The sequence below is a fragment of the Streptosporangium sp. NBC_01755 genome, assembly GCF_035917995.1.
Taxonomy (GTDB): Bacteria; Actinomycetota; Actinomycetes; order Streptosporangiales; family Streptosporangiaceae; genus Streptosporangium.
Genome location: NZ_CP109131.1, coordinates 5,322,719 through 5,348,518, shown reverse-complemented (window position 1 = coordinate 5,348,518; position 25,800 = coordinate 5,322,719). Strand labels below are relative to the sequence as shown.

Here is a 25,800-nt window from a genome sequence, read left to right as displayed (position 1 = left end):
AGGAGGGGCGCGGGCCTCACGGTTCAGGGGCCATCGGCCGTCGACGACACACCTGGCCAGGCGGAGCCGGCCCGTCGGTGGTCGGTACAACTAGCCGTTGGTGGGGAAGCCGAGGTTGACGCCGCCGTGGCTCGGGTCGAGCCAGCGGGAGGTGACGACCTTGCCCCGGGTGTAGAAGTGCACGCCCTCGGTCCCGTGGACATGGGTGTCGCCGAAGAGCGAGGACTTCCAGCCGCCGAAGCTGTAGAAGGCCATCGGCACCGGGATCGGCACGTTGATGCCGATCATGCCGACCTCGACCTCGTTCTGGAAACGCCGGGCCGCGCCGCCGTCGTTGGTGAAGAGCGCGGTGCCGTTGCCGAACTCGCCGCCGTTGATCAACTCCAGGCCCTCCTCGTACGAGGAGACCCGGACGATCGCCAGAACCGGACCGAAGATCTCCTCGGTGTGAACCCGCGAGCCGGCCGGCACGTGGTCCAGGACCGTGGGCCCCAGCCAGAAGCCGGGGGCCTCCTCGGCGGCGGCGCCGCCCAGGACCGGGGTCCTGCGGCCGTCCACGACGAGCTTCGCACCCTCGGCGACGCCCAGGTCCAGATAGGAGACGACCTTGTCGCGGTGGACCTCGGTGACGAGGGGCCCCATCTGGGAGGACGGGTCGTCGCCGGGACCGACGGTCAGCTCCGAGACCCGGGAGACGATTCTGTCGACCAGCTCGTCGCCGACCGGGTCCACGGCCAGCACGACGGAGATCGCCATGCAGCGCTCACCGGCCGAGCCGAAGCCCGCCGACACTGCGGCGTCGGCGACCAGGTCGAGGTCGGCGTCGGGCAGCACCAGCATGTGGTTCTTGGCGCCGCCGAGCGCCTGGACCCGCTTGCCGTGACGGGTGCCGGTCTCGTAGACGTACCTGGCGATGGGCGTGGATCCGACGAACGAGATCGCGCGCACGTCCGGGTGCTCCAGCAACCGGTCCACCGCCGTCTTGTCGCCCTGGACGACGCCGAAGACGCCGTCCGGCAGCCCGGCCTGCTTCCAGAGCGAGGCCATCAGCAGCGATGCCGAGGGGTCCTTCTCCGACGGCTTGAGGATGAAGGCGTTGCCCGCGGCGATCGCGATCGGGAACATCCACATCGGCACCATGGCCGGGAAGTTGAACGGGGTGATCCCGGCGACCACGCCCAGCGGCTGGCGGATCGAGTAGGAGTCGACCCGGGTGGAGACGCCCTCGGAGAAGCCGCCCTTGAGCAGGTGCGGGATGCCGCAGGCGAACTCCACGACCTCCAGGCCGCGAGCGACCTCGCCCAGCGCGTCGGAGTGGACCTTGCCGTGCTCGGCGCTGATCAGCGCCGCGATCTCGTCGCGGTGGGCGTACATCAGCTCGCGGAAGCGGAACAGCACCTGCGAGCGCTTGACCAGCGAGGCGTCCCGCCAGGCGGGCCAGGCCGCGACGGCGGCGGCCACGGCCGCGTCGACCTCGTCCACCGAGGCGAGGTGGACCCGCCCCGTGACCTCTCCGGTCGCGGGGTTGAAGATCTCGGAGGTGCGACCGGAGCCCTCGACGGGGCTCCCGCTGATCCAGTGGGTGACGTTCTTCACGAGACGACCTCGGCATTGATGGTTTCGAGTACACCGACGATGATTCCGAGGCCTTCGGCGGCCTCCTCCATGGTCAGGGTGAGCGGCGGGGCCATACGGAGCACGTTGCCCCGCAGCCCGCCCTTGCCCGCCAGCAGGCCGGCCTTCCTGCTCTCCTCCATGAAGCGGTTGGCGAGCGCCGGGGAGGGCTCGCCCGTCGCCGGGTCGACCAGCTCGACGGCGAACATCAGCCCCCTGCCGCGGATGTCGCCGACGACCGGCAGGCGCGGCGCGGCCTCGCGGAGCCCGTCGATGATCAGGGCGCCGGTCCTGGCGGCGGAGGCCTGCAGGTCGTGGTCGAGAACGTAGTCCAGGGTGGCGTTGGCCGCGGCCATGGAGAGCGGGTTGCCGCCGAAGGTGGCCAGCCCGACGGCGTGGAGGTTGTCCATCAGGTCACCGCGGGCGACGACGCCGCCCACCGCGAAGCCGTTGCCCAGCCCCTTGGCGAAGGTCATCATGTCGGGCGTGACGCCGTGGTTCTGAATACCGAAGAAGGCCGAGCCGGTACGGCCCCAGCCGGTCTGCACCTCGTCGGAGATGAACAGGATCCCCTCGGAGTCGAGGACCTCCTTGTAGGCGGCGAACAGCCCGTCGGGGGCCATGGTGAAGCCGCCCACACCCTGGATCGGCTCGGCGATCAGCGCCGCCACGTCACTGGAGACGGCGGTGGAGAGCACGTGGCGCAGGTCGTTGACGCAGGCCTCGATGTAACCGGCGTCGGACAGACCGCGGAACTGGGTGAGGTGCCGGTCGGCTCCGTGCAGGAAGTGCACGTTCAGCGGCGACAGCGAGCTGTTCTTCCAGGAGCGGTTGCCCGTGACGCCGATCGTGCCGAAGGAGCGGCCGTGGTAGCTCTGCCGCATGGCGAGCACCTGGTCGGACCTGCGCGCGTAGGTCGCCAGCAGCAGCGCGGTCTCGTTGGCCTCGGTACCGGAGTTGGTGAAGAAGACCTTCGCGTCCTGGATGCCGGAGAGCCTGGCGATCTTCTCGGCCAGCTCGACCTGGCCGCGCAGCAGGTAGACGGTGGAGGTGTGCACGACGCCGGTGGCGAGCTGCCGCTCCACGGCCTCCCGCACCTCGGGCACGTCGTACCCGATCATGTTGGTCAGGATGCCCGCGAAGAAGTCAAGGTAGCTCTTGCCCGACGCGTCGACTACCCGGTTGCCCTTGCCCGAGACGATCTCGATGGGCTCGTCGTAGTAAAGGGCCAGCCAGTTGGGCATTACCGCGCGATGGCGCGCAAGGAGGTCCGACATACATCGAGTATCGCCGCTCGGAGCCACCTACTCATACCATCAACATGTCGTCAGATAGTCACCAAACCCATCACACTGTCAGATCAGCGCGCCCACGTCGCCGAGCCGGCCAAACCCCCCTCAGCCCTCGGCCTTCACCAGGTCGGTGTCCGAAACGGCCGTGGCCACAGGTGCGGGCCGCAGCACCAGGAACGCCAGCGTGGCGGCGGCCAGGGTGAAGGCGAGACCCACCCAGGAGCCGAACGACATGGCGGAGACGAACGCCTCGCGCGCGGTCCCGATCACCCCCGGATCCCCCAGCCTCAGCGCCTCCCCGATCGACCTCCTGGCGGCGGCCGGGGCGTCCGCGGGCATCGACGAGGTGTAGACCCCGGCCAGCACGCTGCCCAGCACGGCGATGCTCAGCGCCATGCCGACCTGCTGGACCGTGTCGTTGAGCGCCGACCCGACACCGGCGTGCGCGGGCGGCACCGCGCCCATCAGCGTCGCGTAGGCCGCGGGACCCGCCAGCCCCCCGCCGACTCCCATGAGCATGAGACCGGTGATCAACGTGCCGTACCCGGTGTCGGCGGTCATGAAGGCGAGTACCCCGAAGCCGGACGCCATCACGGCGAGGCCGACGGCGACCAGCACCCGGTTGCTGACCTTCTGTCCCAGCCCGGCGCCGACCCCGTTGAACAGCGCGGCGGCCACGGCGTACGGCAGCAGCGCGAGACCGGCCTGCATGGGACCGTAGCCCAGCACGAACTGCAGGTACTGGGTGAGCATCAGCAGCAGCGCGCCCGTGCCGAACGACATCAGCACGATCGAGAACGAGGCGCCGCTGAAGTTCCGGTCGCGAAACAGCTCCAGCGGGAGCATCGGGTGGTCCGACCTGAGCTCCCAGATCACGAACGCCCCCAGCGCGACCACCGCCACACCCGCGGCGGCCAGCGACTCCGCCGAACTCCAGCCCGCCGTCGGCGCGGAGATGACCACGTAGACCAGTGCGCTCATGCCGACCGTGGACAGCACCACGCCGACCGGGTCGAGCCGCCTGGCCGGACCGCGTGACTCGGGCATCAGCAGCACCGCCGCGATGACGGCGACGATCGCGACGGGCACGTTGAGCAGGAAGATCGATCCCCACCAGTAGTGTTCCAGCAGGAAACCGCCCAACGTGGGACCGGCGATCACACCGACCATGGCCACCGCGCTCCACGCGGCGATCGCCTTACGGCGCTCCTCCTCGTCGAAGACGGTGATCAGGATCGACAGGGTGCTCGGCATCAGGATGGAGCCGCCGACGCCCATCAGCGCGCGGGCGCCGATCAGGTGCCAGGGTTCGGTGACCAGCACGGCGACCAGCGAGGCGCCGCCGAACAGCACCAGGCCGATGATCAGGAAACGCTTACGGCCGTAACGGTCCGACAGGCTGCCCGAGGTGAGCAGTAGCCCGGCGAAGACCAGGACGTAGGCGTCGATGATCCACTGAATGTCCGCGGGAGTGGCTCCCAGGTCGACCATCAGGGCCGGGATGGCCAGGTTCAGGACCGTGTTGTCCACCACCAGGACCAGCAGGCTCAGACAGAGCACTCCGAGGATCCACCAGCGCCTCGGATCGCGTTCGACTCGTACAGCGTTCGATTTCACTCGCACACTGTACGACAAGCTCGTACGGCGTACTACCAGATTTATGCTTGAAGCGTGAAACAGCACTTCAGCTCCGTCTGGACACGCGAGCCGCGCACCACCAAGAGCCCGGGGCTCGGCCGCGCCCAGATCGTGCGAGAGGCGATGGCACTGCTCGACAGCGAAGGGCTGGACGCGCTGAGCATGCGCCGCCTGGGCGCCAGGCTCGGCTCGGGGGCCACCAGCATCTACTGGCACGTGGCCAACAAGGACGAACTGCTGGAACTGGTCCTCGACGAGGTCTACGGCGAGCTCACGGTCCTGGACGTCCAGGAGACCACCTGGCGCAACTCCGCGGCCTCCTTCGCCTACAGCATGCGCCAGATACTCTTCACGCACCCCTGGGTGATCAACCTCATCGGGACCGTCCCCGGCATCGGCCCCAACGCGATACTGCTGATGACCCGGCTGGTCGCCACCTTCGACCACGCCGGCTTCCGCGGCCTCGACCAGGACTACGCGGCCTCGACGCTCATGGCCTACGTGGCCGGGGTCACCACGCCCGAGCTCTCCTGGCGGACCATGATGGAACGGACGGGCCTCGACTCCAACGAGCTGAACTCGGCACTCCAGCCGGCGGTGGAGAAGGCCGCGGCCGGCCACCCCGATCTGGCCGCCCGCTACATCGAGTTCAGGAACATCGACGTCGACACCACCAGGGCACTCAACTTCGAGTTCGGCCTTACCTGCCTCCTCGACGGCCTGGAGGCCCGGCTGAACCGCGCGGCCCAGGCTCCGGCGCCGACCCGCGAAGACGGTGTCGCGGGCCCGTTGTCGTAAGGACACGGACGGGAGGTAAGCAGCATGTAAATGGGGGGCCATACGTACTTACAATCTGATCAGATACTCTCTGTGGGTGCTCCCTACTGTCGCCGACGTCCTCGCCCTGGACACCGTCCGCCGGGGCAATCCACAGGTCGTAGCGGGGGCCGACCGGTTGGACAGCCGGGTGCGCTGGGTGCACGTGGGCGAGGTCACCGATATCGCCCACCTGCTACGCGGGGGCGAACTCGTGCTCACCACCGGTATAGCCCTCCCTGACGACCCCGGCAAGCTCGCCAACTATGTCGCCGAACTGGCCGCCGTGGGCGCGTCAGGGCTGATCGTGGAGCTGGGCCGCAAGTTCATCGGGGAGTTACCCCATGCCGTGATCAACGCCGCCGAGGTGCACGGCCTGCCCCTGGTGACCCTGGCCATGGAGACGCCGTTCGTGCAGATCACCGAGTCGGTGCACGCCCGGATCATCGACATCCAGCTGGAGGAGCTCCGCGCCTCCGAGCAACTGCACGAGGTCTTCACCGAGCTGTCGGTCGAGGGCGCCTCCCCCGCCAGGGTGCTCGGCCAGGTCACCCGGCTGTCCGGGCGCCCCGCGATGCTGGAGAACCTTGCCCATCAGGTCCTGGCATGCGACACCGCCGGGCACGACACCGGCACGCTACTGGCCGGCTGGGAGACCCGCTCCCGCGCGGTGGCACCCCAGCCGCGCACCGCCTACGACGCGACCTCCGGCTGGCTGGTCACCGTGGTCGGCGCCCGGGGGCAGGACTGGGGCCGTCTGATCCTGCTCTGCGACACCGAGCCCAGCCCGCGCGACATCGTGCTCGCCGAACGCGCCGCGACCACCCTCGCCCTGGGCCGCCTGCTGGAACGCCACCAGGAGTCACTGGAACGTCAGGCACACGGCACGATCATCACCGGAATCCTGACCCACGCGTACGCGGACCCGGAGGAGGCGGCGGCCCGCGCCCGCGCGGTCGGCGTGCCGCTCACCGGTCGCAGGCTCATGAGCGTGGTGCTGCGTCTGACCGAGGCGGCGGAGAAGCCGCTGGACGGCCAGGAGCAGCTCGCCCAGCTCGCCGAGCTGGGCGACACGGCCGCCGCCGCCTGCCGCGAGGCCCGCCTTCCCGCCCTGATCGGCGCCCTGGACCAGAATCGGGTCGGTGTCCTACTCCCCCTGCCACCGCGTGTCCTCCCCGAGTCCGCGCTGACCTTGCTCGCCGACCACCTGCGCGGGGCCTTCACGACCCCCTTCGTCCTCGCCGCCGGCTCCGTGGTCGAGTCGGTCCGCGACGTGCGGCGGAGTTTCCTGGAGGCCGAGCAGGTCGCCGACGTGGCCGTCAGGCAACCTGACGGCCGCGCTTTCTACCGGCTTCCCGACCTCCGGCTGAGGGGCCTGCTCCACCTCCTGCGTGACGACGCCCGGCTGCAGACCTTCGCCGAGCGCGAGCTTGGCCCGCTGCTCGCCCACGACGCCCAGCGCGGCGGCGATCTCACCAGGATCCTCCGGGTCTACCTCAACGCGGGCCGTAACAAGGCCCTCGCCGCGCAGAGAGCGCATCTGTCACGCCCCGCCTTCTACGACCGTCTCCACAGGTTGGAACGCGTCCTCGACACCGATCTGGACGATGTCGAGTCCTGTCTCTCCCTCCATGTCGCCCTTCTGGCGCTGGAATCCTTTCGGAGAGACAATCCCCGCCCCTGAAAGGTCCCCATGCCCGAGATTCTCGTCCCCGAGCCCGCCGACCTGACCCGAATGATCACCGCTGCCGGGGCGTTCTCCGTCCCCACCGGTGACGTACAACTCTCACCCGACGAGCTGGAACCCGACCAGATCCTGGCGGGCTCCCCGCGCGTTTCGTCCATCGAGCTGTGGTCCTCGCCGGACGGCAAGCAGAGCCGGGGCATCTGGGAGATCACGCCGGGGACCGTGGGCGATGTGGAACGTGACGAGATGTTCGTGGTTCTGTCCGGCCGCGCCACGCTGGAGGTCGACGGGGGTGCCGCCCTCGAACTCGTCCCCGGCTCGGTCTGCCTGCTCGCCGAGGGGGCCAAGACCGTCTGGATCGTCCACGAGACCCTGCGCAAGGTGTATCACAGCATGGGCTGACAGGATCACGGTCGTGGGTCGTACGGAACCTTGGTTCCGTACGACCCACGGCTGTCCGCCCGTTCACCGCGGTCACCGCTTTCCGCGGCGACCGTGTGCGGTGATCTGTCTTTTCCGGGCCTACTGAACCGACTTCGTACTTGAACCAACTGTGTCTGCACTAACCGTGTCTGTCGGATGCGATGTCCATCTGAACGGGGTCATCTGCGCAGATGTGGAGATCCCAGCGGCGCGGACGCGTCAGGATCGCCCCAAGGATGACACCGAGGATCACGCTTGCGATGATCACGATGAGAATGCTCAGCCCCATGACGGCTGCCTCTCGGAAAGATGTGCCGCTTGATCTGAGGAAATGCGGCCTACTGCACCGTAGCGTCGCATTCTCGCTGTCGCAACGAAACGGCCAGGGACTAATCCTTATTGACCAGGACCGTTGACCCGGTCGGGACCGTCACGGGCAGGTGAATTCTCCTGCAGGCAACACGATCTTGCGTGAGTAGCGACACTTTCTTGGGATGTTTCGCGTGTTTCGCTCCCCTTGCCCCGTAGATCTCGGCACGATGGTGCACGAACTCTGAGACCAACGGGGAGAGATATACATGTCGCGACGTCTTGTCGCCGGATTCACGGCCCTGGCACTCACCGCCACAGCGATTCCCGCTGAGGCCGAACAGGCGAGTTCGGGGTTTCCCTCCTCCGCGTTCCCACTGGGTGTGAGCATGGCCACGGTGAAAAACCAGCAGCGTGTGGCACCGGGCATTGATCTTTTCAGCGTGAAGCACGGCAAGTCCACCCAGGGCTGGACAGTCTCCGCCCTCATGCCCAACAGCCACGACAACGGCCGCCTGGACACCGCTCAGACGGTCGCCGAGGCCGTGGAGGCGGCGGGGTTCACTCCCAGCATCCTGCGGATCATGCAGCCCGCCGCAGCGGACGCCCCGGCCGTGGAGCGATACATGGTCAGGATCGGCCTGTGGTCATTCGGCAAGCGAGCCGAGGCCGACAAGGTCGTGAAGGAACTCAAGGAGCAGGGCATCCGGGCCAAGACCGACTATCTCGGCGACGACGGCACCGAGACCACCGGCCCATGGGACATGCGCGTGCTGATGATCGACTCGAAGGTGTTCAAGGGATCCTTCAAGACAAGCGTCGGCAAGAGCGTGGCCAAGCGCGAGAGCACCGGCTCGATGTCGAAACTGACCGGCGCCATCGCCGGGGTCAACGGCGGCTTCTTCAACATCCACACCGCCAAGGCCCTTCAGGGCGACCCGGTCGGTGTCTCCGTGGTGGGCGGCAGGCTGCTCAGTGAGGCCGTGCCCGGACGCAGCGGCCTCGTCATCACCCAGGGCCGCAAGGCCCGGATCACCGAGCTGCGGACCCAGGTCACCGCGATCTCCTCAGACGGTACGAAGGCCGAGGTCAACGGCATCAACCGGGCCGCCGGAACCGACGAGCTCGTCCTCTACACCGAGGAGTTCGGCAGCAAGACGGCCACCGACGGCGGCATCGAGGTCGTCATCGACGCCCAGGGCCAGGTCGTCAAGGTCCGCCAGGCCGGCGGCATCGTCGCCCGGGGCACCTCCGTGCTCCACGGCACCGGCCTGGCGGCCGTCTGGCTCCAGGAACACGCACAGGGGACATGGATGAAGCTGGACACCAAGGTCATCGACCTGCGGACGCAGCGGGCGATACCGCTCACCCCGGATACCTACATCATGGGCGGCGGGGTCGGGCTGGTCCGGAACGGCCGGGTGCGCATCACCGCGGCGGCCGACGGACATGCCTCGATCAACATGATGCTCCGGCGCCACCCACGCACGATGGTAGGTGTCAACAAGTCGGGCGGGCTGATCCTGGCCACAGTCGACGGACGCAACCCGGGTATCTCCGTGGGGGCCTCGATGGTGGAGGCTGCCCAGCTGATGCGGTGGCTGGGCGCCAAGCAGGCCATCAACTTCGATGGCGGCGGCTCCAGCGTGATGGTCGTCGGCCACAAGCCCGTCAACCGGCCCTCGGACGGCGCGGAGCGGACCGTGGGCGACGCTCTCTTCATCACGCCCTGACAGCCAATGGTTCAACGGAGAAGCCCCGGTCCTTGTCGGCCGGGGCTTCTCTCACTTCTCGGTTCTTGATTCTCAAGCGAGCCCCTCCTTTTCGGGGCTTCCCCTGGAAAACATGAAGGCCCCCACCACGAATGGTGGGGGCCCTCACATGAAAAATTGTCCGGCGGCGACCTACTCTCCCACACCGTCCCCGGTGCAGTACCATCGGCGCTGAAGAGCTTAACTTCCGGGTTCGGAATGTAACCGGGTGTTTCCCCTTCGCCATAACCGCCGTAACTCTATGAAACACACAAACACTGTTTGCTGTTTCAGAATTGCATAGTGGACGCGGGCAAGACCTTGATCTGGCGCTGCTCCGGACCCGGCGAAGGGACAGAGCGCTGCACAGATCAAGCATGTTGCTTTGTGGTCAAGTCCTCGGCCTATTAGTACTGGTCAGCTCCACACATTACTGCGCTTCCACTTCCAGCCTATCAACCCGGTCGTCTACCGGGAGCCTTACCCCCTCACAGGGTGGGAGACCTCATCTCAAGGCGAGCTTCCCGCTTAGATGCTTTCAGCGGTTATCCCTTCCGAACGTAGCCAACCAGCCGTGCTCCTGGCGGAACAACTGGCACACCAGAGGTTCGTCCGTCCCGGTCCTCTCGTACTAGGGACAGCTCCTTTCAAGTCTCCTGCGCGCGCAGCGGATAGGGACCGAACTGTCTCGCGACGTTCTAAACCCAGCTCGCGTGCCGCTTTAATGGGCGAACAGCCCAACCCTTGGGACCTACTCCAGCCCCAGGATGCGACGAGCCGACATCGAGGTGCCAAACCATCCCGTCGATATGGACTCTTGGGGAAGATCAGCCTGTTATCCCCGGGGTACCTTTTAGCCGTTGAGCGACGGCGCTTCCACATGCCACCGCCGGATCACTAGTCCCAGCTTTCGCTCCTGCTCGACCCGTCGGTCTCACAGTCAAGCTCCCTTGTGCACTTACACTCGACACCTGATTGCCAACCAGGCTGAGGGAACCTTTGGGCGCCTCCGTTACTCTTTAGGAGGCAACCGCCCCAGTTAAACTACCCACCAGACACTGTCCCTGATCCGGATCACGGACCGAAGTTAGACGTTCAAAACGACCAGAGTGGTATTTCACCAATGACTCCACCACCACTAGCGTGATAGCTTCACCGTCTCCCACCTATCCTACACAAGACGTTCCAAACGCCAATGTCAAGCTATAGTGAAGGTCCCGGGGTCTTTCCGTCCTGCTGCGCGTAACGAGCATCTTTACTCGTAGTGCAATTTCGCCGGGTCTGCGGTTGAGACAGCGGGGAAGTCGTTACGCCATTCGTGCAGGTCGGAACTTACCCGACAAGGAATTTCGCTACCTTAGGATGGTTATAGTTACCACCGCCGTTTACTGGCGCTTAAGTTCTCAGCTTCGCCACACACGTGCGACTAACCGGTCCCCTTAACGTTCCAGCACCGGGCAGGCGTCAGTCCGTATACATCGTCTTACGACTTCGCACGGACCTGTGTTTTTAGTAAACAGTCGCTTCCCCCTGGCCTCTGCGACCCCCACCAGCTCAGAGTGCAAGACTCATCACCAGCGAAGGCCCCCCTTCTCCCGAAGTTACGGGGGCAATTTGCCGAGTTCCTTAACCACAGTTCACCCGATCGCCTTAGTATTCTCTACCTGACCACCTGAGTCGGTTTAGGGTACGGGCCGCCACGACACTCACTAGAGGCTTTTCTCGGCAGCATAGGATCACCCACTTCGCCACAATCGGCTCGGCATCACATCTCAGGATACATGGACCGCGGATTTACCTACGATCCTCCCTACATGCTTACCCCAGGACTACCATCGCCTGGGCTGGGCTACCTTCCTGCGTCACCCCATCGCTTACCTACTACCAATTCAGGCCAGGCGTTCACCCTCACCCCAAACCCGAAGGCTCGGAGGGGTTAAGGACCCTTAGTATCACTGGATTCAGTATTGGCGCATCGTAGCGGGTACGGGAATATCAACCCGTTGTCCATCGACTACGCCTGTCGGCCTCGCCTTAGGTCCCGACTTACCCTGGGCGGATTAGCCTGCCCCAGGAACCCTTGGTCATCCGGCGCAGAAGTTTCTCACTTCTGATTCGCTACTCATGCCTGCATTCTCACTCGCACAGCCTCCACAGCTGGATCACTCCGCTGCTTCACCGGCCGCACGACGCTCCCCTACCCATCCACACACCTAAACCACAAAGGCTCGGATACATGTGTGAATGCCACGACTTCGGCGGTGTACTTGAGCCCCGCTACATTGTCGGCGCAGAATCACTTGACCAGTGAGCTATTACGCACTCTTTCAAGGATGGCTGCTTCTAAGCCAACCTCCTGGTTGTCACTGCGACTCCACATCCTTTCCCACTTAGCACACGCTTAGGGGCCTTAGTCGGTGGTCTGGGCTGTTTCCCTCTCGACTACGGAGCTTATCCCCCGCAGTCTCACTGCTGCGCTCTCACTTACCGGCATTCGGAGTTTGGCTGACGTCAGTAACCTTGTCGGGCCCATTAGCCATCCAGTGCTCTACCTCCGGCAAGAAACACGCAACGCTGCACCTAAATGCATTTCGGGGAGAACCAGCTATCACGGAGTTTGATTGGCCTTTCACCCCTAAACACAGGTCATCCCCCAGGTTTTCAACCCTGGTGGGTTCGGTCCTCCACGCGGTCTTACCCGCGCTTCAACCTGCCCATGCCTAGATCACTCCGCTTCGGGTCTACAGCATGCGACTCAAACGCCCTATTCAGACTCGCTTTCGCTACGGCTCCCCCACACGGGTTAACCTCGCCACACACCATAACTCGCAGGCTCATTCTTCAAAAGGCACGCAGTCACATCACAAACACTCCGAAGAATGTTTACGCTCCTACGGCTTGTAGGCACACGGTTTCAGGTACTATTTCACGACCCCTCACCGGGGCGCTTTTCACCTTTCCCTCACGGTACTTGTTCACTATCGGTCATCAGGGAGTATTTAGGCTTACCAGGTGGTCCTGGCAGATTCACACAGGATTTCTCGGGCCCCGTGCTACTTGGGATCCCCTCCAACAGTCCAACCGATTTCGCCTACCCGACTCTCACGGTCTACGGCGCCACTTCCCAGAAGCTTCGGCTATCGAAAGGATTTCTTACTGTCCGGAGGAACGGCAGCCCCTCCCAGAGGGTCCCACAACCCCGTAAACGCAACGCCTGCCGGCTATCACACGCCTACGGTTTAGCCTGATCCGCTTTCGCTCACCACTACTCACGGAATCACTATTTGTTTTCTCTTCCTACGGGTACTGAGATGTTTCACTTCCCCGCGTTACCACCAACCGCCCTATACATTCAGGCGGAGGCAACACCACATGACTGGTGCTAGGTTTCCCCATTCGGACATCCCCGGATCAAAGTCTGGTTGGCGACTCCCCGGGGCTTAACGCAGCCTCCCACGTCCTTCATCGGCTCCTGATGCCAAGGCATCCACCGTGTGCCCTAAAAAACTTGGCCACAAAGATGCTCGCGTCCACTATGCAAATCTCAAACAACAAACAGCGACCAGACCAGACCCGCCACCAACACCCACCGGGTCGCACCCACGGTGCGCCACGAACGAGCCGGTATGACAGATGATCGGTCCCGCATGAGGCCCAAACAGACAGCAAGCCCGCCGCAAGCGGGCCCACCTCAAAGTCCGTTTCCTCAGGACCCAACAGTGTGTTCACCCCAGCGAAACCCCGCAACCGCCGTTCCCACTCCCCGGCTCCGAAGAACCAAGGCGGTACTAACCGATCAGCGATCCCGCCGAACCGAATAGCCAGCGCTCCACTAATGAGCGCGCCGTGTGCAGAACGTACGCCTGCAGACACGACCTGAACCACGACCACCCGAAGACGACCGCAGCCGATGCTCCTTAGAAAGGAGGTGATCCAGCCGCACCTTCCGGTACGGCTACCTTGTTACGACTTCGTCCCAATCGCCAGCCCCACCTTCGACCGCTCCCCCCAGACAAGCTGGTTGGGCCACGGGCTTCGGGTGTTGCCGACTTTCGTGACGTGACGGGCGGTGTGTACAAGGCCCGGGAACGTATTCACCGCAGCGTTGCTGATCTGCGATTACTAGCGACTCCGACTTCATGGGGTCGAGTTGCAGACCCCAATCCGAACTGAGACCGGCTTTTAGGGATTCGCTCCACCTCACGGTATCGCAACCCTCTGTACCGGCCATTGTAGCATGTTTGCAGCCCAAGACATAAGGGGCATGATGACTTGACGTCATCCCCACCTTCCTCCGAGTTGACCCCGGCAGTCTCCAATGAGTCCCCACCACCCCCGAAGGAGCGTGCTGGCAACATTGAACAAGGGTTGCGCTCGTTGCGGGACTTAACCCAACATCTCACGACACGAGCTGACGACAGCCATGCACCACCTGTCACCCAGTCCGAAGAGGCACCCATCTCTGAGTGTTTCCGGGCGATGTCAAGCCTTGGTAAGGTTCTTCGCGTTGCGTCGAATTAAGCAACATGCTCCGCCGCTTGTGCGGGCCCCCGTCAATTCCTTTGAGTTTTAGCCTTGCGGCCGTACTCCCCAGGCGGGGCGCTTAATGCGTTAGCTACGGCGCGGAAACCGTGGAAGGTCCCCACACCTAGCGCCCAACGTTTACAGCGTGGACTACCAGGGTATCTAATCCTGTTCGCTCCCCACGCTTTCGCTCCTCAGCGTCAGGTAAGGCCCAGAGAACCGCCTTCGCCACCGGTGTTCCTCCTGATATCTGCGCATTTCACCGCTACACCAGGAATTCCGTTCTCCCCTACCTACCTCTAGCCAGCCCGTATCGAATGCAGACCTGGAGTTAAGCCCCAAGCTTTCACACCCGACGTGACAAGCCACCTACGAGCTCTTTACGCCCAATAATTCCGGACAACGCTTGCGCCCTACGTATTACCGCGGCTGCTGGCACGTAGTTAGCCGGCGCTTCTTCTGCAGGTACACGTCAACTTCGTCCCTGCTGAAAGAGGTTTACAACCCGAAGGCCGTCATCCCCCACGCGGCGTCGCTGCGTCAGGCTTTCGCCCATTGCGCAATATTCCCCACTGCTGCCTCCCGTAGGAGTCTGGGCCGTGTCTCAGTCCCAGTGTGGCCGGTCGCCCTCTCAGGCCGGCTACCCGTCGTCGCCTTGGTAGGCCGTTACCCCACCAACAAGCTGATAGGCCGCGAGTCCATCCCCAACCGAAAAACTTTCCACACCCACCCGATGCCGGGAGGTGTCGTATCCGGTATTAGACCCAGTTTCCCGGGCTTATCCCAGAGTCAGGGGCAGGTTACTCACGTGTTACTCACCCGTTCGCCGCTCGAGTACCCCGAAGGGCCTTTCCGCTCGACTTGCATGTGTTAAGCACGCCGCCAGCGTTCGTCCTGAGCCAGGATCAAACTCTCCAAACAATGTCTGAACAGTTGCTCCCGGCTGAAAGCACCCATCTCACATGATGGATGTTCAACCAAAGGAATCCGTCCTCCCACCCCAAAGGGCAGGTCGGACAGGGTTGTGCTTCATGCACTGGCTTTTAACACACTGTTGAGTTCTCAAGAAACGGACGCGTACACCGTCGTCCGCGGACCCGCCTTCGCGGTGTCCCAGACTTCAGGGCGTTCCATTCCGTGTCACCATCTTATCGGATCTGCCGGGCTTGTGTCAAATTGCCGGTTTTCCGACCATCGACCCCAACCCGCCGAATCCGCTAGGATTGCGACCACCCTGTTTCCAGGGCAACCCCTCTAACTTACTCCAACATCCGCTTGTTGTCCAATCGGATGCCGTCGTGACGCACGCGTCCCAACGAAGGGAGATGATCAGAAGGAGGGTCCCGAGGCTCTGGCGATCTCCGCCAACCCCCTCGGGCCTGTGAACTCTATGTACGCCACCGGGTCCCGTCAAATCGAAGCGTGCCCTATGCGGACGTGTTTTCCGCCCGTTGGGTAGAGACTCGATATGACGGACCAGAGAGTGTTGCCCAGGGCACTCGTCGTGCTTCTCTGCACCGCAGGTGCCGTGGTCACCCTCGCGGGCATCAAGGAAATCGACTCGATCGTCGGACCGACGCTGCTGGCCCTGGTCCTGGTGCTGGCGGTCTCCCCGGTCAGAACCCGGCTCCACAAGCACGGTGCTCCTGGGTGGGTACTAGTCGCCGTCCCCCTGGTGATCGTGCTGCTGGTACTCCTGGGCATGGTGGCGATCCTGACCGTGGCGATCGCACAGACGGCGGTCCTCGTGCCCACCTACGACAAACAGTTCAACCAGCTCGTTCACGAGGCCCAGCAGCTGGCGGCCAGGCTCGGCATCGGCACACAGCAGATAAACGAGGCGATCAGTTCCTTCTACCCCGGAAAGATCATCGCGTTTGCACAGGAAGTCCTCAGCGGGCTGGTGGGGGCGTTCTCCAGCTTCGTTCTGATCGTCGTCCTGCTCCTGGCCATGTGCCTGGACGCGCAGGCGTTCTCCCGGATTCTCGCCATGGGGGCGGCGCACAGGCCCCTACTCGTCAATGCGCTTCATCACTTCAGCCGTGAGGTCCGCCGTTATCTTCTGGTCTCGACGGGGTTCGGGCTGATCTGTTCCGTGCTGGACGTGGCCGCGCTCTGGATTCTCGACGTACCGCTCCCCCTCCTCTGGGGCGTGCTGGCACTGATCACCAACTACGTTCCCAACATCGGCTTCGTGCTGGGACTGCTGCCGCCCGCCCTGCTCGGCCTCCTGTCAGGCGGGCTCGAAACCATGATCTTCGTGATCATCGCCTACATATTGATCAACTTCGTGGTGCAGTCGCTGATACAGCCCAAGTACCTCGGCGACGCCGTCGGCCTGTCCACGACTCTGACCTTCATCTCGCTCATCCTGTGGACGTTCCTGCTCGGCCCGCTGGGCGCGCTGCTGGCCATCCCGCTCAGCCTGCTGGCCCGCGCGCTGCTGATCGACAGCGATCCCGACGGCGAGTGGGCCGCCGCTCTCATCTCCGGGAACGTCCCCGAGGACGAGCAGCCGGCGGTAGGGCAGGACCAGGAAAAGCCCTCAGACCAGCGGGATCAGGAAAAACCCTCGGACAAGCAGGATCAGGGAAAGCCCTCGGACAAGGACGGGAGAGGATCTCCTCCGCCGTAGCCTGAGGCCATGTATCGCGAGTGGGCCCCGGACTCCCGCATCGCCGCGCGGGTGGCCTGCGTGTGGATCAATGAGGCGACCACCGTCATGGCCACGGGCACGACCCAGCTGGTCGTACCCGACGGCTGTGTGGATCTGATCTGGGGTCCGGGGGGAGCACAGGTCGCGGGTCCCGACACCGGCCCGAAAACCGTCCGGATGTCGCCAGGCGACCGCTACATCGGGATCCGGTTCAGGCCGGGCGCGGCGGGCGGGGTGTTCGGCGTGCCGCTCGACAGCCTGCGTGACCTGCGGGTACCGCTGTCCGAGCTGGAACCGCTCAGGGAACTGTCCGAGCTGGCCCCTTGCACGGGGCGTCCGTCGGAGCCGGTCGCCGCCGTCGTACAACGGGCTCTGGCCGTACGACTGCGCGCGGCGTCCAGACCCGATCCCGCCGCGTCGGCGATCGCCGCGGCACTGCTGGCGGGGCGGAGTGTCAGGGAGGTGGCCTGGGATCTGGGGCTCGGTGAGCGGCAGCTTCTGCGCCGGTCCCTGCGGGCTTTCGGGTACGGCCCGAAGACGCTGCAGCGGGTGGTCAGGTTCCAGCGGGCACTGCGGCTGGCCAGGCGCGGCGTCGCGGCGGCCGAGGTCGCCGTGGCCAGCGGGTACGCCGACCAGGCCCATATGGCGAACGAGGTGCGGCGGCTGGCTGGGATGCCCTTGGGCCGGCTGATCGGACGGTCGGACGACGGGTACTAGGGGGATTCAGACGATCTCCATCGCCACCGCTCCGCCACTCACCCGGCTCCGGCCGTCAGCCGAGGCGATCGAGACCTTCAGTGTGCTGGGCCGCCCCATGGCCACTCCCTGGATGACCGTGAACTCCGAGGAGCCGGAGCCGATGGTGCGCAGGTAGCCACCGAAGGCGGCGGCCGCGGCCCCGGTGGCCGGGTCCTCCACGACGCCCCCGACAGGGAACGGGTTGCGGGTGTGGAACCGCTCGTCGTTCTCCTGCCAGAACAGGTTCACCGTCGTCCAGTCCTCGCGGATCATCAACGCCTTCAGCCGCTCGTAGTATCCGACCTCGGCGGCGACGGCGAGCATCTCCTGGTCGGAGAGCCCGGCCGCGTCGAGGACGATCCCGGCGGGGTTTCCCCCCTCGGGATCATGAGTGAAGGCCGTGTAGCGCAGGATTTCCACAGTGTTCGTCACACCTACCTACCCTAACCGCCTAACCCATCACAGTGGTGACAGGTTAGGCGGAGGCCGGAACGGGCTTCAGGGATGGTGGTTCCTCGGGAGCGTCAGGCGCTTTGAAGACGCGGCGCGCCCATGGCAGCGCGAGCACCAGGATCGGCAGGAGCACGATGGAGCCCTGGGACCAGAAGACATGCAGGCTCCGCCAGGTGGCGGAGTCGAACTGGGTCATGTAGAGGTAACCGAACGCCGCCCAGAAGGACACCCCGATGATGGCCGGCCAGGCAAAACGGGTCGGACGGGCGACCAGGAACGGCATGAACCACAGGAGGTACTGCGCGCCGAGCCTGGGAGTGGCGACCATGAAGGCGATCAGCAGCGCCGTGGTGAGGTCGACCGGGTCGGCGCGGCGCCACAGGAAGGCGGTCACCAGCAGGGTGACGTAGACCAGACGGGTGCCGAAGGTGGCGATCGCCTGGTTCAGATCGTTGACGCCGTGCATGAGGATGGCGCTGTAACCCCACTGGCCGACGATCGGGCGAACGTCCTGGATCACCCGAATGACCTCGGGGATCTGGCTCAGCGAGGTGCCGGCGAAGATCGGCAGGGTGACCAGGAAGAAGATCGGCGCGATGCCGGTGGCCACGAACGCCACGACGCGGGCGCGGAAGGTGGGCAGCAGCAGGAGCATGCCGGGGATGAGCCAGATCGGCCAGCTCTTGGCGCAGAGCGCCAGGCCCATCAGCAGCCCCGCGAACAGGGCACGACGCAGGGACTGCCGGTCGCCGGGGCGCGGGGTGAGCGCCCTCCGGACCACGCCGGTGGAACCGGTGGCGTGCCGTACGGCACCGGGCAGGCCGCGGAACGCGACGCTGCCCCGCACCAGCGCGACCACGTCGGTCCGGATACCGGGCCGGTCGGGGTCGCCGGGCCCCCGGGCGACGACGAAGGCGGCGACGCCGAAGACCAGGGCGACCGGCTCGACCTGGCCGTGCACAGAGGCGACCAGGATGGCCAGCGGGTTGCAGGCGTACTGGAAGGCGCGCAACGACGCCTTGGAGCCTCCGGCGAGCTTGCCGACCAGCGGGATCAGCGCGATGTCGGCGACCACGGTGACCAGGCGCCCGCCGATCTCCCAGGGGATGCCCAGCCAGAGCAGGAAGCCATAGACGTAGGGGATGGTCGGCAAGAAGTGCCAGCCGCCGTTGCTCCCCAGGACGGGATCCTCACGGTTCAGGACCGCCTCGCCGGCGGGTTTGAAGCTGTTCACGAAGTCGACCGGCTGCCAGGTGTCCATCGCCGAGGTGGTCATGATGAGCACCCTGAAGACGATTCCGACCCCCAGCACGGCCAGCAGTGAGGGCCGCCAGCCCTTCCACTGTGCGACCAGGGCGAGCACGACACCTGTGACGAGGATGAACCCCGTGAGAATTGCGTAGTCCATGACGGCCCCTAGCCTGCCGGACCCCACCCCCAACCAGCCACCCAGTCCCCAAAACGAGACCTCTCTGCCAGTTTTGGCGACCCTGGGGATCCAGGCCGTCACGACGAGCGACCACCGCGCGTCGCGAACCACTCCAGGCTTGAGAGGGTGTACCCGCCCCGTGAGACCGGACCCCCTGAGACCGACCCATGAGACCGGACCCCCCGAGACCGACCCATGAGACCGCCCCGTGAGACCTGCGGACGCGGAGGGGGAAACCTCGCCGGTGAACGAGGTGGACAGCTGGGTGTAGGACGACGGCGAGGACCCCCAGGTGCTGGGGTCGGTCCCGCCGGTTCCGGTCGCGCCGAGGAAGACGTAGCCGCCCCTGACCCAGGCCGACAGGGTGTAGGCCGAGGACGGTCTGACGCTGACCGTCTGCTGGCATCGGGCGGTGTCGTTCCCTGCCGGGGTGGCCTGTAGCGCTTTGGTCCCGCCGTGTACGGGCGAGGAGACGGTCGTCACGCCCGAGGAGGACGAGCAGGTCCAGCCGCTCAGCCCGTCCTCGAAGCCCGGGTTCGTCGCGATGTTGGCCGCGTGGGCCGGTGTCGTGGCGAGCATCGTCCCGCCGAGCGCCGGCACGGCGGCCACGGCGAGTTTCCTGAGGTGCATCCGATTACCCCGCAAGGATTTCCAGGAGGGTGTCGTGGGGGGTACGACCCGCGCCCCGGGTGGGGTACGGGCCGTACGGATCGCACGGCTTAGAAGCCGGCGGTGACGCGGGTGAAGTCCCAGTCGGACTGAGCGATGCCGCTGCAGTTGGAGACCACGCCGCCACCGGGCAGGGTCGGTCGCGGTTGACCGCCCAGTAGGCGAGGCGGGTCAGGCCCTTGGACTTGGCCCAGTCTCGGATCTGGGTCCAGGCCGCCACCGTGGTCAGCTCCTGCTGGTCGGACAGACCGTTCATGCCGGAGATGCCCATCCGGGCGTACGCCTGCGCGTCGGTCCAGCCGTTGGCCGCCTTCAGCGCGTTCTTCAGGCCCTCGGAGGCGTTGACGGTGTCGGTGTAGATGTTGGAGGCGCCGAAGTCGAACGGACAGGGAGATCGAGGAGTTGGTGGTGCCGGTGACCGACGGGGTACCGGGCGCGCCCGGGGTGCCGGGGTTGGTGCCGCCGCCGCAGGCCGCGCCGTTGAGCGTGCAGTTGGACGGGGTGGCGCCGCCGGGGCTGCCGTTGAAGCCGAAGCTCGCGGTTGCGCCGGGCGCCAGGGTGCCGTTCCAGCCGACGTTGGTGAAGGTGAAGCGCTGCCCGCTCCGGCTCATCGACGCGTCCCAGAAGGAACCGATGTTGGCCCCGGCGGGCAGGTCGAAGGCGACCGACCAGCCGTTGATCGTGGTGGTGCCACCATTGGTGATCGTGTACTTGCCCTCGAAACCGGCCCCCCAGTCGGAGACCTTGGTGAAGACAGCGGTGGGGGATGCGGCCTGGGCGGGTAGTGCGACCGTCATCGCCAGGACGCGGGCCGCCAGGGCGACGAGAGAACGAGCGATGGCGCGTAATTTCACGTTAACCTCATGCGTTCTGTGGGGGGGTGTGACCGTACGGCCCGCGCCACGCGGGGAGGTGCGCGGGCGCGAACGTGGGTGCGTGCCGTACGGCGAGATGGGCGCGGTCCCGCCGTGCTGAGGCCGTTCCGTTGATCAGCGTGGGACGCCGGGGAGCGCCGGGCTCACCGAGTCGTGGGTGCCACTGCCGTCGCACGCGCCGGGCATCGCCGACCGGCGGATGGGACCACGGCGACGGCGGCGCCGAGAGCGGTCGGGGCGGGAGCGCCAAGCATGGCCGGGACGGGAGCACCGGGCATGGCCGGGACGAGAACGCCAAGCATGGCCGGGACGGGAGCACCGGGCGCGGGCAGGGCGCGGCGGGGGTTTGCAACCGCAGTCAGGACGAGGAGGGGAAAGGTGCGCCGCATGATCGCTCCCATGGACGTGGAACCTGGGGGGCGAGGCGTCCGGACGGTCGGACCTTCGGTTGCGACGGCTCACGCCGCCGAGTTTTCGCAGCTCATGATCTGGTCACAGGGGGCGCACGAGCCAAGGGCACCCCCATTCGACACTTCTTTTAGGAAAGTTTCCTAAGAGTTGTCGTGATCGTAGCCTTGACATGGTCCTGCCACAAGACCCAAAAACATCGGCCGCCGCCCTATCGGGCAGGAACGGTCCAAAGCGCGCACAGGGCACGCGACGGAACACTCGGCGATCACCCCGGCAGCCGTTCCCCGGCACGGCTTCGGCGTCCGGCACGGCTTCGGCGTCCGGTACGGCGAGATGACCCCATCCGCTGACCATCGGACCTGCGGAATGGTAAGGAATCTCCTGGCGGTACGGTAGCGATGCATCCCATAACGCCCCCTGGAGCACCACCATGTTCTTCGGCATCACCGACATCTGGACCTATGTGGTCGGCGCCTTCTTCATCATCCTGCTGCCCGGCCCGAACTCGCTGTACGTACTCACCACCGCCGCCCAGCGTGGGATACGCCAGGGGTACCGAGGGGTCATGGGGGTGTTCCTCGGCGACACCGTCCTGATGGTGCTCGCCGCGGCGGGGGTCGCGTCGTTGCTGAAGTCGACGCCGATCCTGTTCAACGTCGTCAAGTACGCCGGGGCGGGTTACCTGGCGTGGATCGGGTTCCAGATGCTGCGGGGGGCCTGGCGTTCACGGCGCTCCCCCGAGAGCGCGCGGGCGATGCCCCCGGAATCGGAGCGGACCGCGGAGAGCCCCTTCCGCAAGGCCCTGGTGATCAGCCTGATGAACCCGAAGGCGATCCTGTTCTTCGTCTCGTTCTTCATCCAGTTCGTGGACCCCGCCTACGGCACCCCCGCGCTGTCGTTCCTGATCCTGGGCGGGATCTGCCAGCTGTTCAGCGTGCTCTACCTGTCTGCACTGATCTTCGGCGGGACGTTCCTGGCCGGCCAGTTCCGGTCCCGCCGCGGCATGTCGACGGCACTGCGGACGGGCGTGGGCGCGCTCTTCATCGGCTTCGGCGTGAGGCTGGCTACCGCGACCCTTGGTTGACCTTGATCGCGACGCTGACGAGTGAGAGGAACAGCTCGGCGTCGGCCCGGCCCTCGATGGTCATGGCCACCCACCCGGCGTCGGCGCCGGGGGTGACCCGGTGGCAGTCGGTGAGCACCCGGGCCCACCGGTCGATCACGTCGGTGGTGAGGAGCAACTCCGCGGTGTGATCGCCGGACATCCTGACGATCTCCCTGCCTCCGGACCGGAATCCCAGCCCCCTGCGGGTGCGTTTCAGCGCCAGGTCGGGCCAGCCGATGAGCTGGGCCGCCACATTCGCAACGCCCTCGGTGGAACGGCGGGACGCGCGCGTGCTGAGCACTGCCATGCTCTCATCGTCGCGGACCGGAGCCGATCGGGAAAGCTTCCGTTTCTCAACCGTTACCGGAAAAGTGATCCTCTTCATTAATTGTAATAATTCACACTTCCTTCATACCCGATTGAGCTGGTAAAAGGCGGTTTTCACGAGAAGGTGGGCCTCGCTCAGATACGGTGAGCAGCCGGTGAACAGCCGGAGACGGCAATCTCCGCGATCGCCCTCGACATTCCCGGCATGCGTACGTCGTGCCGGGGTAGGCGCGAACGTCCAGCGCCCACCACCGCACCAGCCGTGGAGCGTCATGAGCCATCAGCCCATCGTCCTCCCCCGCCTCGCCGCTCTGGCCAGACAGGCGGCGCCGAGGCTGCTGGAGGGCGTCGTCGCCCCCCTGGCCGTCTTCTACGCCGCGCTGGCCGTCCTCGGCCTGCGGGGTGCGCTGGTCGCCGCGGTCACCTGGGTGTACGCGGGAGTGGGGTGGCGGCTGGTCCGGCGGATTCCCGTGCCCGGGACGATGATCCTCGCCGTCATCGCGATCACCGTCCGGGCGCTGCTCGGGTTCTGGACCGGGAGCGCGGTGCTCTACTTCCTCCAGCCCGAACTGGGGACGATCTGCATCAGCATGGTCTTCCTCGCCTCGGTCCGGCTCAACCGCCCACTGGTGCAGCGGCTGACCCTCGACTACATCCACCTGCCGTCGGCTGTGCTGAAACACGAGCGGGTCCGCCGGTTCTTCGCCCGCATCACTTTGCTGTGGGCCTTCGTGCTGCTGGCCAACTCCGCGGTGAGCATCTGGCTCCTGCTCCACGAGCTCCACGAGTCGATCGGCACCTACCTGCTGGTCCGTACCTCGGCCGTGGCCGTGATCAGCGGCCTGGCCGTGGCCTTCTCGCTGTACGCCTTCCGCCGGGTGCTACGCCGCCTGCACTACGATCCCCTCGCCGTCCCGCCCGCCTAGGAACGCGCCGTCCCGGCAGCGGTCCCCCGACGAAAGTCGGAGATGAGGGGGGCCATTCGGATGATGTGACCGGCTCCGCCCGGTTCCTAGGGTCGATGTGACGGATTTCGTGGTGATCTCAGGGACATGACCGGAGACCTCGGGGGTTCTCCCGGATACCCGGGGATCACCGGGGTGTCAGCGTTCCGTGCGAGACATCCCCGCCCCCGACTGGAGCCCGGCGTGACACAGGCAATCCTTGACACTCTGCACGATGCGATGGCATCTCCCTGGATCTATCTGGCACTGTTCGCGCTGGCGTTACTCGACGGGTTCTTCCCCGTGGTGCCGGCGGAGACATCCGTGATCACCGCCGGGGTGTTCGCCGCCGCCACCGGCGCGCCCGACCTGCCGCTGGTCATCGCGGTGGCCGCGCTGGGCGCGTTCGCGGGCGACCACATCTCGTACGCCATCGGGCGCGGCGCCGGCAACCGGCTGCGCAACGGCAGGCGCAGCCGCAAGACGTTCGCCTGGGCGGAGCGGGCACTGGCGGAGCGGGGCGGCCTGATCCTCGTGGTGGCCCGCTACATTCCGGGTGGCCGGACCGCCTGCACCCTCACCATGGGCGCGGTCGCCTACCCTCGGCGCTCGTTCGCCCTCTTCGACGCGGTGGCCGCGCTGTCCTGGGCGCTCTACTCGGGACTGATCGGCTACGTGGGCGGCGTGGCCTTCGAGAACGACCCGTTCAAGGGCCTGCTGCTCGGTCTGGGAATCGCCGTGACGATCACCGCCGTGGTCGAGGCCGTCCGCTACCTGCGCCGGCATCGAGTCCCGGCGGAGCCGCAGGCGAGCCTGGTCACCTCCGGTGACTGACGGCGGACCGGGACGGCGAGGCTCGACCGGCGCGCGATGGTCACGCTCATGCGGCCGTCGGGGGTGTAGCAGAGCAGCCCCACCGCGTCGGTGCCGATGGGGTGCGAAACCCTGCCCACGGCGCTGACGATCCGCCACTCGACCAGGCGCCAGGCACCCACGAGATCCATGCCCGCGAAACTACGAAAAGAGAATCCGGCTAGGGGCGTCTCCGAACCTTGACCGGGCTTTTCCGGGCCGGAACGTCTGTTCCCCGCTGCGGGTTTCCCGGTCAACGTTCGGTATGGGGCCACTAGCAACAGCCCCGATGCGAATCCCGGGGAATTCCCTGCGAAGTCAGGGTAAACCCCGATGGCTCCGGTGTCTCCTTCCACGGGACGCTTCCAGTGTTCATCGCGAGACCCTAACCGGACGCCTCCCAGAGGCGATCCGGTCATCTCGCCGTGGCTTCATCTGGTTGGGAGGAGTGCGCATGACTGTGCTGGCGGCCGGCCTGGCGTTGCTGGGGTCACTGTTCTTCGCACTCGGCGCCGCGCTGCAGCAGTTCGAGGCGGCGAGCACGTCCCGTGCCGTGCTGAGGCAGCTTGTCCGACGCCCCAGATGGCTGCTCGGCGGCCTGGCCATCGCGGCGGGCACGGCCCTGCACGTCGTCGCGCTGAAGTACGGCCCGCTCACCGTGGTCCAGCCGATGGGCGTGGCCAGCCTCCTGTTCGCCCTGCCCTGTGCCGCCGCCCTGCAACGTCGCAGACCCCGGCCGGGCGAGCTGGCCTCCGCGGCGGTGATCGCGATCGGGCTGATCGGCCTGGTGCTGGTCGTGCCCGACCACGGCGGCGACCCACACCTTGGCAGCGGGGCGGCGGCGGCCCTGCTCGCGGGGGCGGCCGCCGCCGCCCTGGCGCTGTGGGCCGCGTCCAGATACGCCTCACCCGCCGCGAGAGCCTGCCTGCTCGCCATGGGCGCGGGCGTGCTGTACGGCGCGACCGCCACGCTCACCCGTGTCCTGGTCGACGGCGACGGGGAGTTCTGGTTCCTGCTCGCCGTCCCGATACCCGCCCTGATCGCACTGGCCCTGCTCCAGCGCGCCTACGCCGTCGGCCACTTCGGCGTCGCCTTCGCCGCCCTCCAGGTGTCCGACCCCCTCACCGCCGTCGTCTTCGGCGCCCTCCTGCTCGGTGAACCACTGCCGACCGGCGTGGCGGCGGTGCTCACCGCACTGGCGGCGGCGGCGCTCACCGCCGCCGGAACCGTCTCACTGGCCCGTACCACCCCGATGTCCCCATCGCACGACGCGATAGCACGATGAAC

General features: G+C 66.1%; 18 protein-coding genes and 3 rRNA genes. 10 read left to right on the top strand and 11 right to left on the bottom strand.

The features are described 5' to 3' along the window. Window positions 1-90: 90 nt before the first annotated feature. From OG884_RS25430 to OG884_RS25420, 3 genes are all read right to left on the bottom strand, one after another. Entirely contained in the window at window positions 91-1,596 is a 1,506-nt protein-coding gene (locus OG884_RS25430; RefSeq protein WP_326636906.1) for a CoA-acylating methylmalonate-semialdehyde dehydrogenase, read from the bottom strand. Next, window positions 1,593-2,891 carry an aspartate aminotransferase family protein gene (locus OG884_RS25425; protein WP_326636904.1) on the bottom strand — a complete coding sequence of 433 codons (1,299 nt, stop codon included), beginning with the start codon at window positions 2,889-2,891 and terminating at the stop codon, window positions 1,593-1,595. Before OG884_RS25425 ends, OG884_RS25430 begins: the two co-directional genes overlap by 4 nt. A 120-nt stretch (window positions 2,892-3,011) precedes the next feature. Continuing rightward, window positions 3,012-4,523 (bottom strand): MFS transporter, encoded by a 1,512-nt coding sequence (locus tag OG884_RS25420; protein WP_326636902.1) that lies wholly within the window; start codon window positions 4,521-4,523, stop codon window positions 3,012-3,014. Between the two features lie 54 nt (window positions 4,524-4,577). Between OG884_RS25420 and OG884_RS25415 the strand changes: the two genes are divergently transcribed. The 4 genes from OG884_RS25415 (at window position 4,578) to OG884_RS25400 (ending at window position 9,512) form a co-directional block, all read left to right on the top strand. Continuing rightward, a complete protein-coding gene (locus OG884_RS25415; RefSeq protein WP_326636900.1) occupies window positions 4,578-5,342 on the top strand; it encodes a TetR/AcrR family transcriptional regulator in 765 nt (254 codons plus the stop codon). Between the two features lie 76 nt (window positions 5,343-5,418). Further along, window positions 5,419-7,044: a PucR family transcriptional regulator gene (locus OG884_RS25410; RefSeq protein WP_326636898.1), complete on the top strand. Its 1,626-nt coding sequence runs from the start codon at window positions 5,419-5,421 to the stop codon at window positions 7,042-7,044. 9 nt (window positions 7,045-7,053) lie between these two features. Next, window positions 7,054-7,449 (top strand): cupin domain-containing protein, encoded by a 396-nt coding sequence (locus OG884_RS25405; RefSeq protein ID WP_326636896.1) that lies wholly within the window; start codon window positions 7,054-7,056, stop codon window positions 7,447-7,449. A gap of 599 nt (window positions 7,450-8,048) precedes the next feature. Next, complete coding sequence (locus OG884_RS25400; protein ID WP_326636894.1) at window positions 8,049-9,512, top strand: phosphodiester glycosidase family protein; 1,464 nt, start codon at window positions 8,049-8,051, stop codon at window positions 9,510-9,512. Between the two features lie 158 nt (window positions 9,513-9,670). On the opposite strand, the gene rrf is transcribed toward OG884_RS25400, so the two are convergent. From rrf to OG884_RS25385, 3 genes are all read right to left on the bottom strand, one after another. Further along, window positions 9,671-9,787: ribosomal RNA gene (rrf, locus tag OG884_RS25395) — 5S ribosomal RNA — on the bottom strand. Window positions 9,788-9,917: 130 nt separating this feature from the next. Beyond that, window positions 9,918-13,044 (bottom strand): 23S ribosomal RNA (locus OG884_RS25390). A gap of 407 nt (window positions 13,045-13,451) precedes the next feature. Further along, window positions 13,452-14,975 (bottom strand): 16S ribosomal RNA (locus OG884_RS25385). The 16S, 23S and 5S rRNA genes sit together here, the layout of an rRNA operon. A 547-nt stretch (window positions 14,976-15,522) precedes the next feature. On the opposite strand from OG884_RS25385, the gene OG884_RS25380 reads away from it, so the two are divergent. Further along, window positions 15,523-16,689 carry an AI-2E family transporter gene (locus OG884_RS25380; protein WP_326636892.1) on the top strand — a complete coding sequence of 389 codons (1,167 nt, stop codon included), beginning with the start codon at window positions 15,523-15,525 and terminating at the stop codon, window positions 16,687-16,689. Between the two features lie 9 nt (window positions 16,690-16,698). After that, complete coding sequence (locus tag OG884_RS25375) at window positions 16,699-17,427, top strand: DUF6597 domain-containing transcriptional factor (protein ID WP_326636890.1); 729 nt, start codon at window positions 16,699-16,701, stop codon at window positions 17,425-17,427. Between the two features lie 6 nt (window positions 17,428-17,433). On the opposite strand, the gene OG884_RS25370 is transcribed toward OG884_RS25375, so the two are convergent. From OG884_RS25370 to OG884_RS25360, 3 genes are all read right to left on the bottom strand, one after another. Further along, window positions 17,434-17,880, bottom strand: a complete 447-nt coding sequence (locus OG884_RS25370; protein WP_326636888.1) for a PhzF family phenazine biosynthesis protein — start codon at window positions 17,878-17,880, stop codon at window positions 17,434-17,436. A gap of 43 nt (window positions 17,881-17,923) precedes the next feature. Beyond that, window positions 17,924-19,939, bottom strand: coding sequence for a carbohydrate binding domain-containing protein (locus OG884_RS25365; RefSeq protein ID WP_326636886.1), 2,016 nt, complete (start codon window positions 19,937-19,939; stop codon window positions 17,924-17,926). A 110-nt stretch (window positions 19,940-20,049) separates the two neighbouring features. Then, entirely contained in the window at window positions 20,050-20,853 is an 804-nt protein-coding gene (locus tag OG884_RS25360; protein WP_326636884.1) for a cellulose binding domain-containing protein, read from the bottom strand. An 862-nt stretch (window positions 20,854-21,715) separates the two neighbouring features. Here OG884_RS25360 and leuE point away from each other — a divergent pair. Continuing rightward, window positions 21,716-22,369 carry a leucine efflux protein LeuE gene (gene leuE, locus OG884_RS25355; RefSeq protein ID WP_326636882.1) on the top strand — a complete coding sequence of 218 codons (654 nt, stop codon included), beginning with the start codon at window positions 21,716-21,718 and terminating at the stop codon, window positions 22,367-22,369. Here the strand turns inward: leuE and OG884_RS25350 are convergent. Beyond that, window positions 22,350-22,697 (bottom strand): luciferase domain-containing protein, encoded by a 348-nt coding sequence (locus tag OG884_RS25350; RefSeq protein ID WP_326636880.1) that lies wholly within the window; start codon window positions 22,695-22,697, stop codon window positions 22,350-22,352. The genes leuE and OG884_RS25350 overlap by 20 nt on opposite strands. Before the next feature lie 292 nt (window positions 22,698-22,989). Here OG884_RS25350 and OG884_RS25345 point away from each other — a divergent pair, with 292 nt between their 5' ends. Together OG884_RS25345 and OG884_RS25340 are read left to right on the top strand one after the other, a co-directional pair. Further along, window positions 22,990-23,643: a VC0807 family protein gene (locus OG884_RS25345; protein WP_326636878.1), complete on the top strand. Its 654-nt coding sequence runs from the start codon at window positions 22,990-22,992 to the stop codon at window positions 23,641-23,643. A gap of 222 nt (window positions 23,644-23,865) precedes the next feature. After that, on the top strand, window positions 23,866-24,495 hold the full coding sequence (locus OG884_RS25340) for a DedA family protein (protein ID WP_326636876.1): 630 nt from the start codon (window positions 23,866-23,868) through the stop codon (window positions 24,493-24,495). On the opposite strand, the gene OG884_RS25335 is transcribed toward OG884_RS25340, so the two are convergent. Continuing rightward, a complete protein-coding gene (locus OG884_RS25335) occupies window positions 24,432-24,665 on the bottom strand; it encodes a lipocalin-like domain-containing protein (RefSeq protein WP_326636875.1) in 234 nt (77 codons plus the stop codon). The two genes, OG884_RS25340 and OG884_RS25335, sit on opposite strands and share 64 nt — an antisense overlap. Before the next feature lie 302 nt (window positions 24,666-24,967). On the opposite strand from OG884_RS25335, the gene OG884_RS25330 reads away from it, so the two are divergent. Continuing rightward, window positions 24,968-25,798: a DMT family transporter gene (locus tag OG884_RS25330; RefSeq protein WP_326636873.1), complete on the top strand. Its 831-nt coding sequence runs from the start codon at window positions 24,968-24,970 to the stop codon at window positions 25,796-25,798. Window positions 25,799-25,800 lie beyond the last annotated feature (2 nt).

Excerpts from the sequence above, each read along its gene's own strand:
- OG884_RS25380 (WP_326636892.1), top strand. The coding sequence starts at position 15,523 with ATGACGGACCAGAGAGTGTTGCCCAGGGCACTCGTCGTGCTTCTCTGC.
- OG884_RS25375 (WP_326636890.1), top strand. The coding sequence starts at position 16,699 with ATGTATCGCGAGTGGGCCCCGGACTCCCGCATCGCCGCGCGGGTGGCC.
- OG884_RS25345 (WP_326636878.1), top strand. The coding sequence starts at position 22,990 with ATGAGCCATCAGCCCATCGTCCTCCCCCGCCTCGCCGCTCTGGCCAGA.
- OG884_RS25405 (WP_326636896.1), top strand. The coding sequence starts at position 7,054 with ATGCCCGAGATTCTCGTCCCCGAGCCCGCCGACCTGACCCGAATGATC.
- OG884_RS25335 (WP_326636875.1), bottom strand. The coding sequence starts at position 24,665 with ATGGATCTCGTGGGTGCCTGGCGCCTGGTCGAGTGGCGGATCGTCAGC.
- OG884_RS25400 (WP_326636894.1), top strand. The coding sequence starts at position 8,049 with ATGTCGCGACGTCTTGTCGCCGGATTCACGGCCCTGGCACTCACCGCC.
- OG884_RS25425 (WP_326636904.1), bottom strand. The coding sequence starts at position 2,891 with ATGTCGGACCTCCTTGCGCGCCATCGCGCGGTAATGCCCAACTGGCTG.
- OG884_RS25330 (WP_326636873.1), top strand. The coding sequence starts at position 24,968 with ATGACTGTGCTGGCGGCCGGCCTGGCGTTGCTGGGGTCACTGTTCTTC.
- leuE (WP_326636882.1), top strand. The coding sequence starts at position 21,716 with ATGTTCTTCGGCATCACCGACATCTGGACCTATGTGGTCGGCGCCTTC.
- OG884_RS25350 (WP_326636880.1), bottom strand. The coding sequence starts at position 22,697 with ATGGCAGTGCTCAGCACGCGCGCGTCCCGCCGTTCCACCGAGGGCGTT.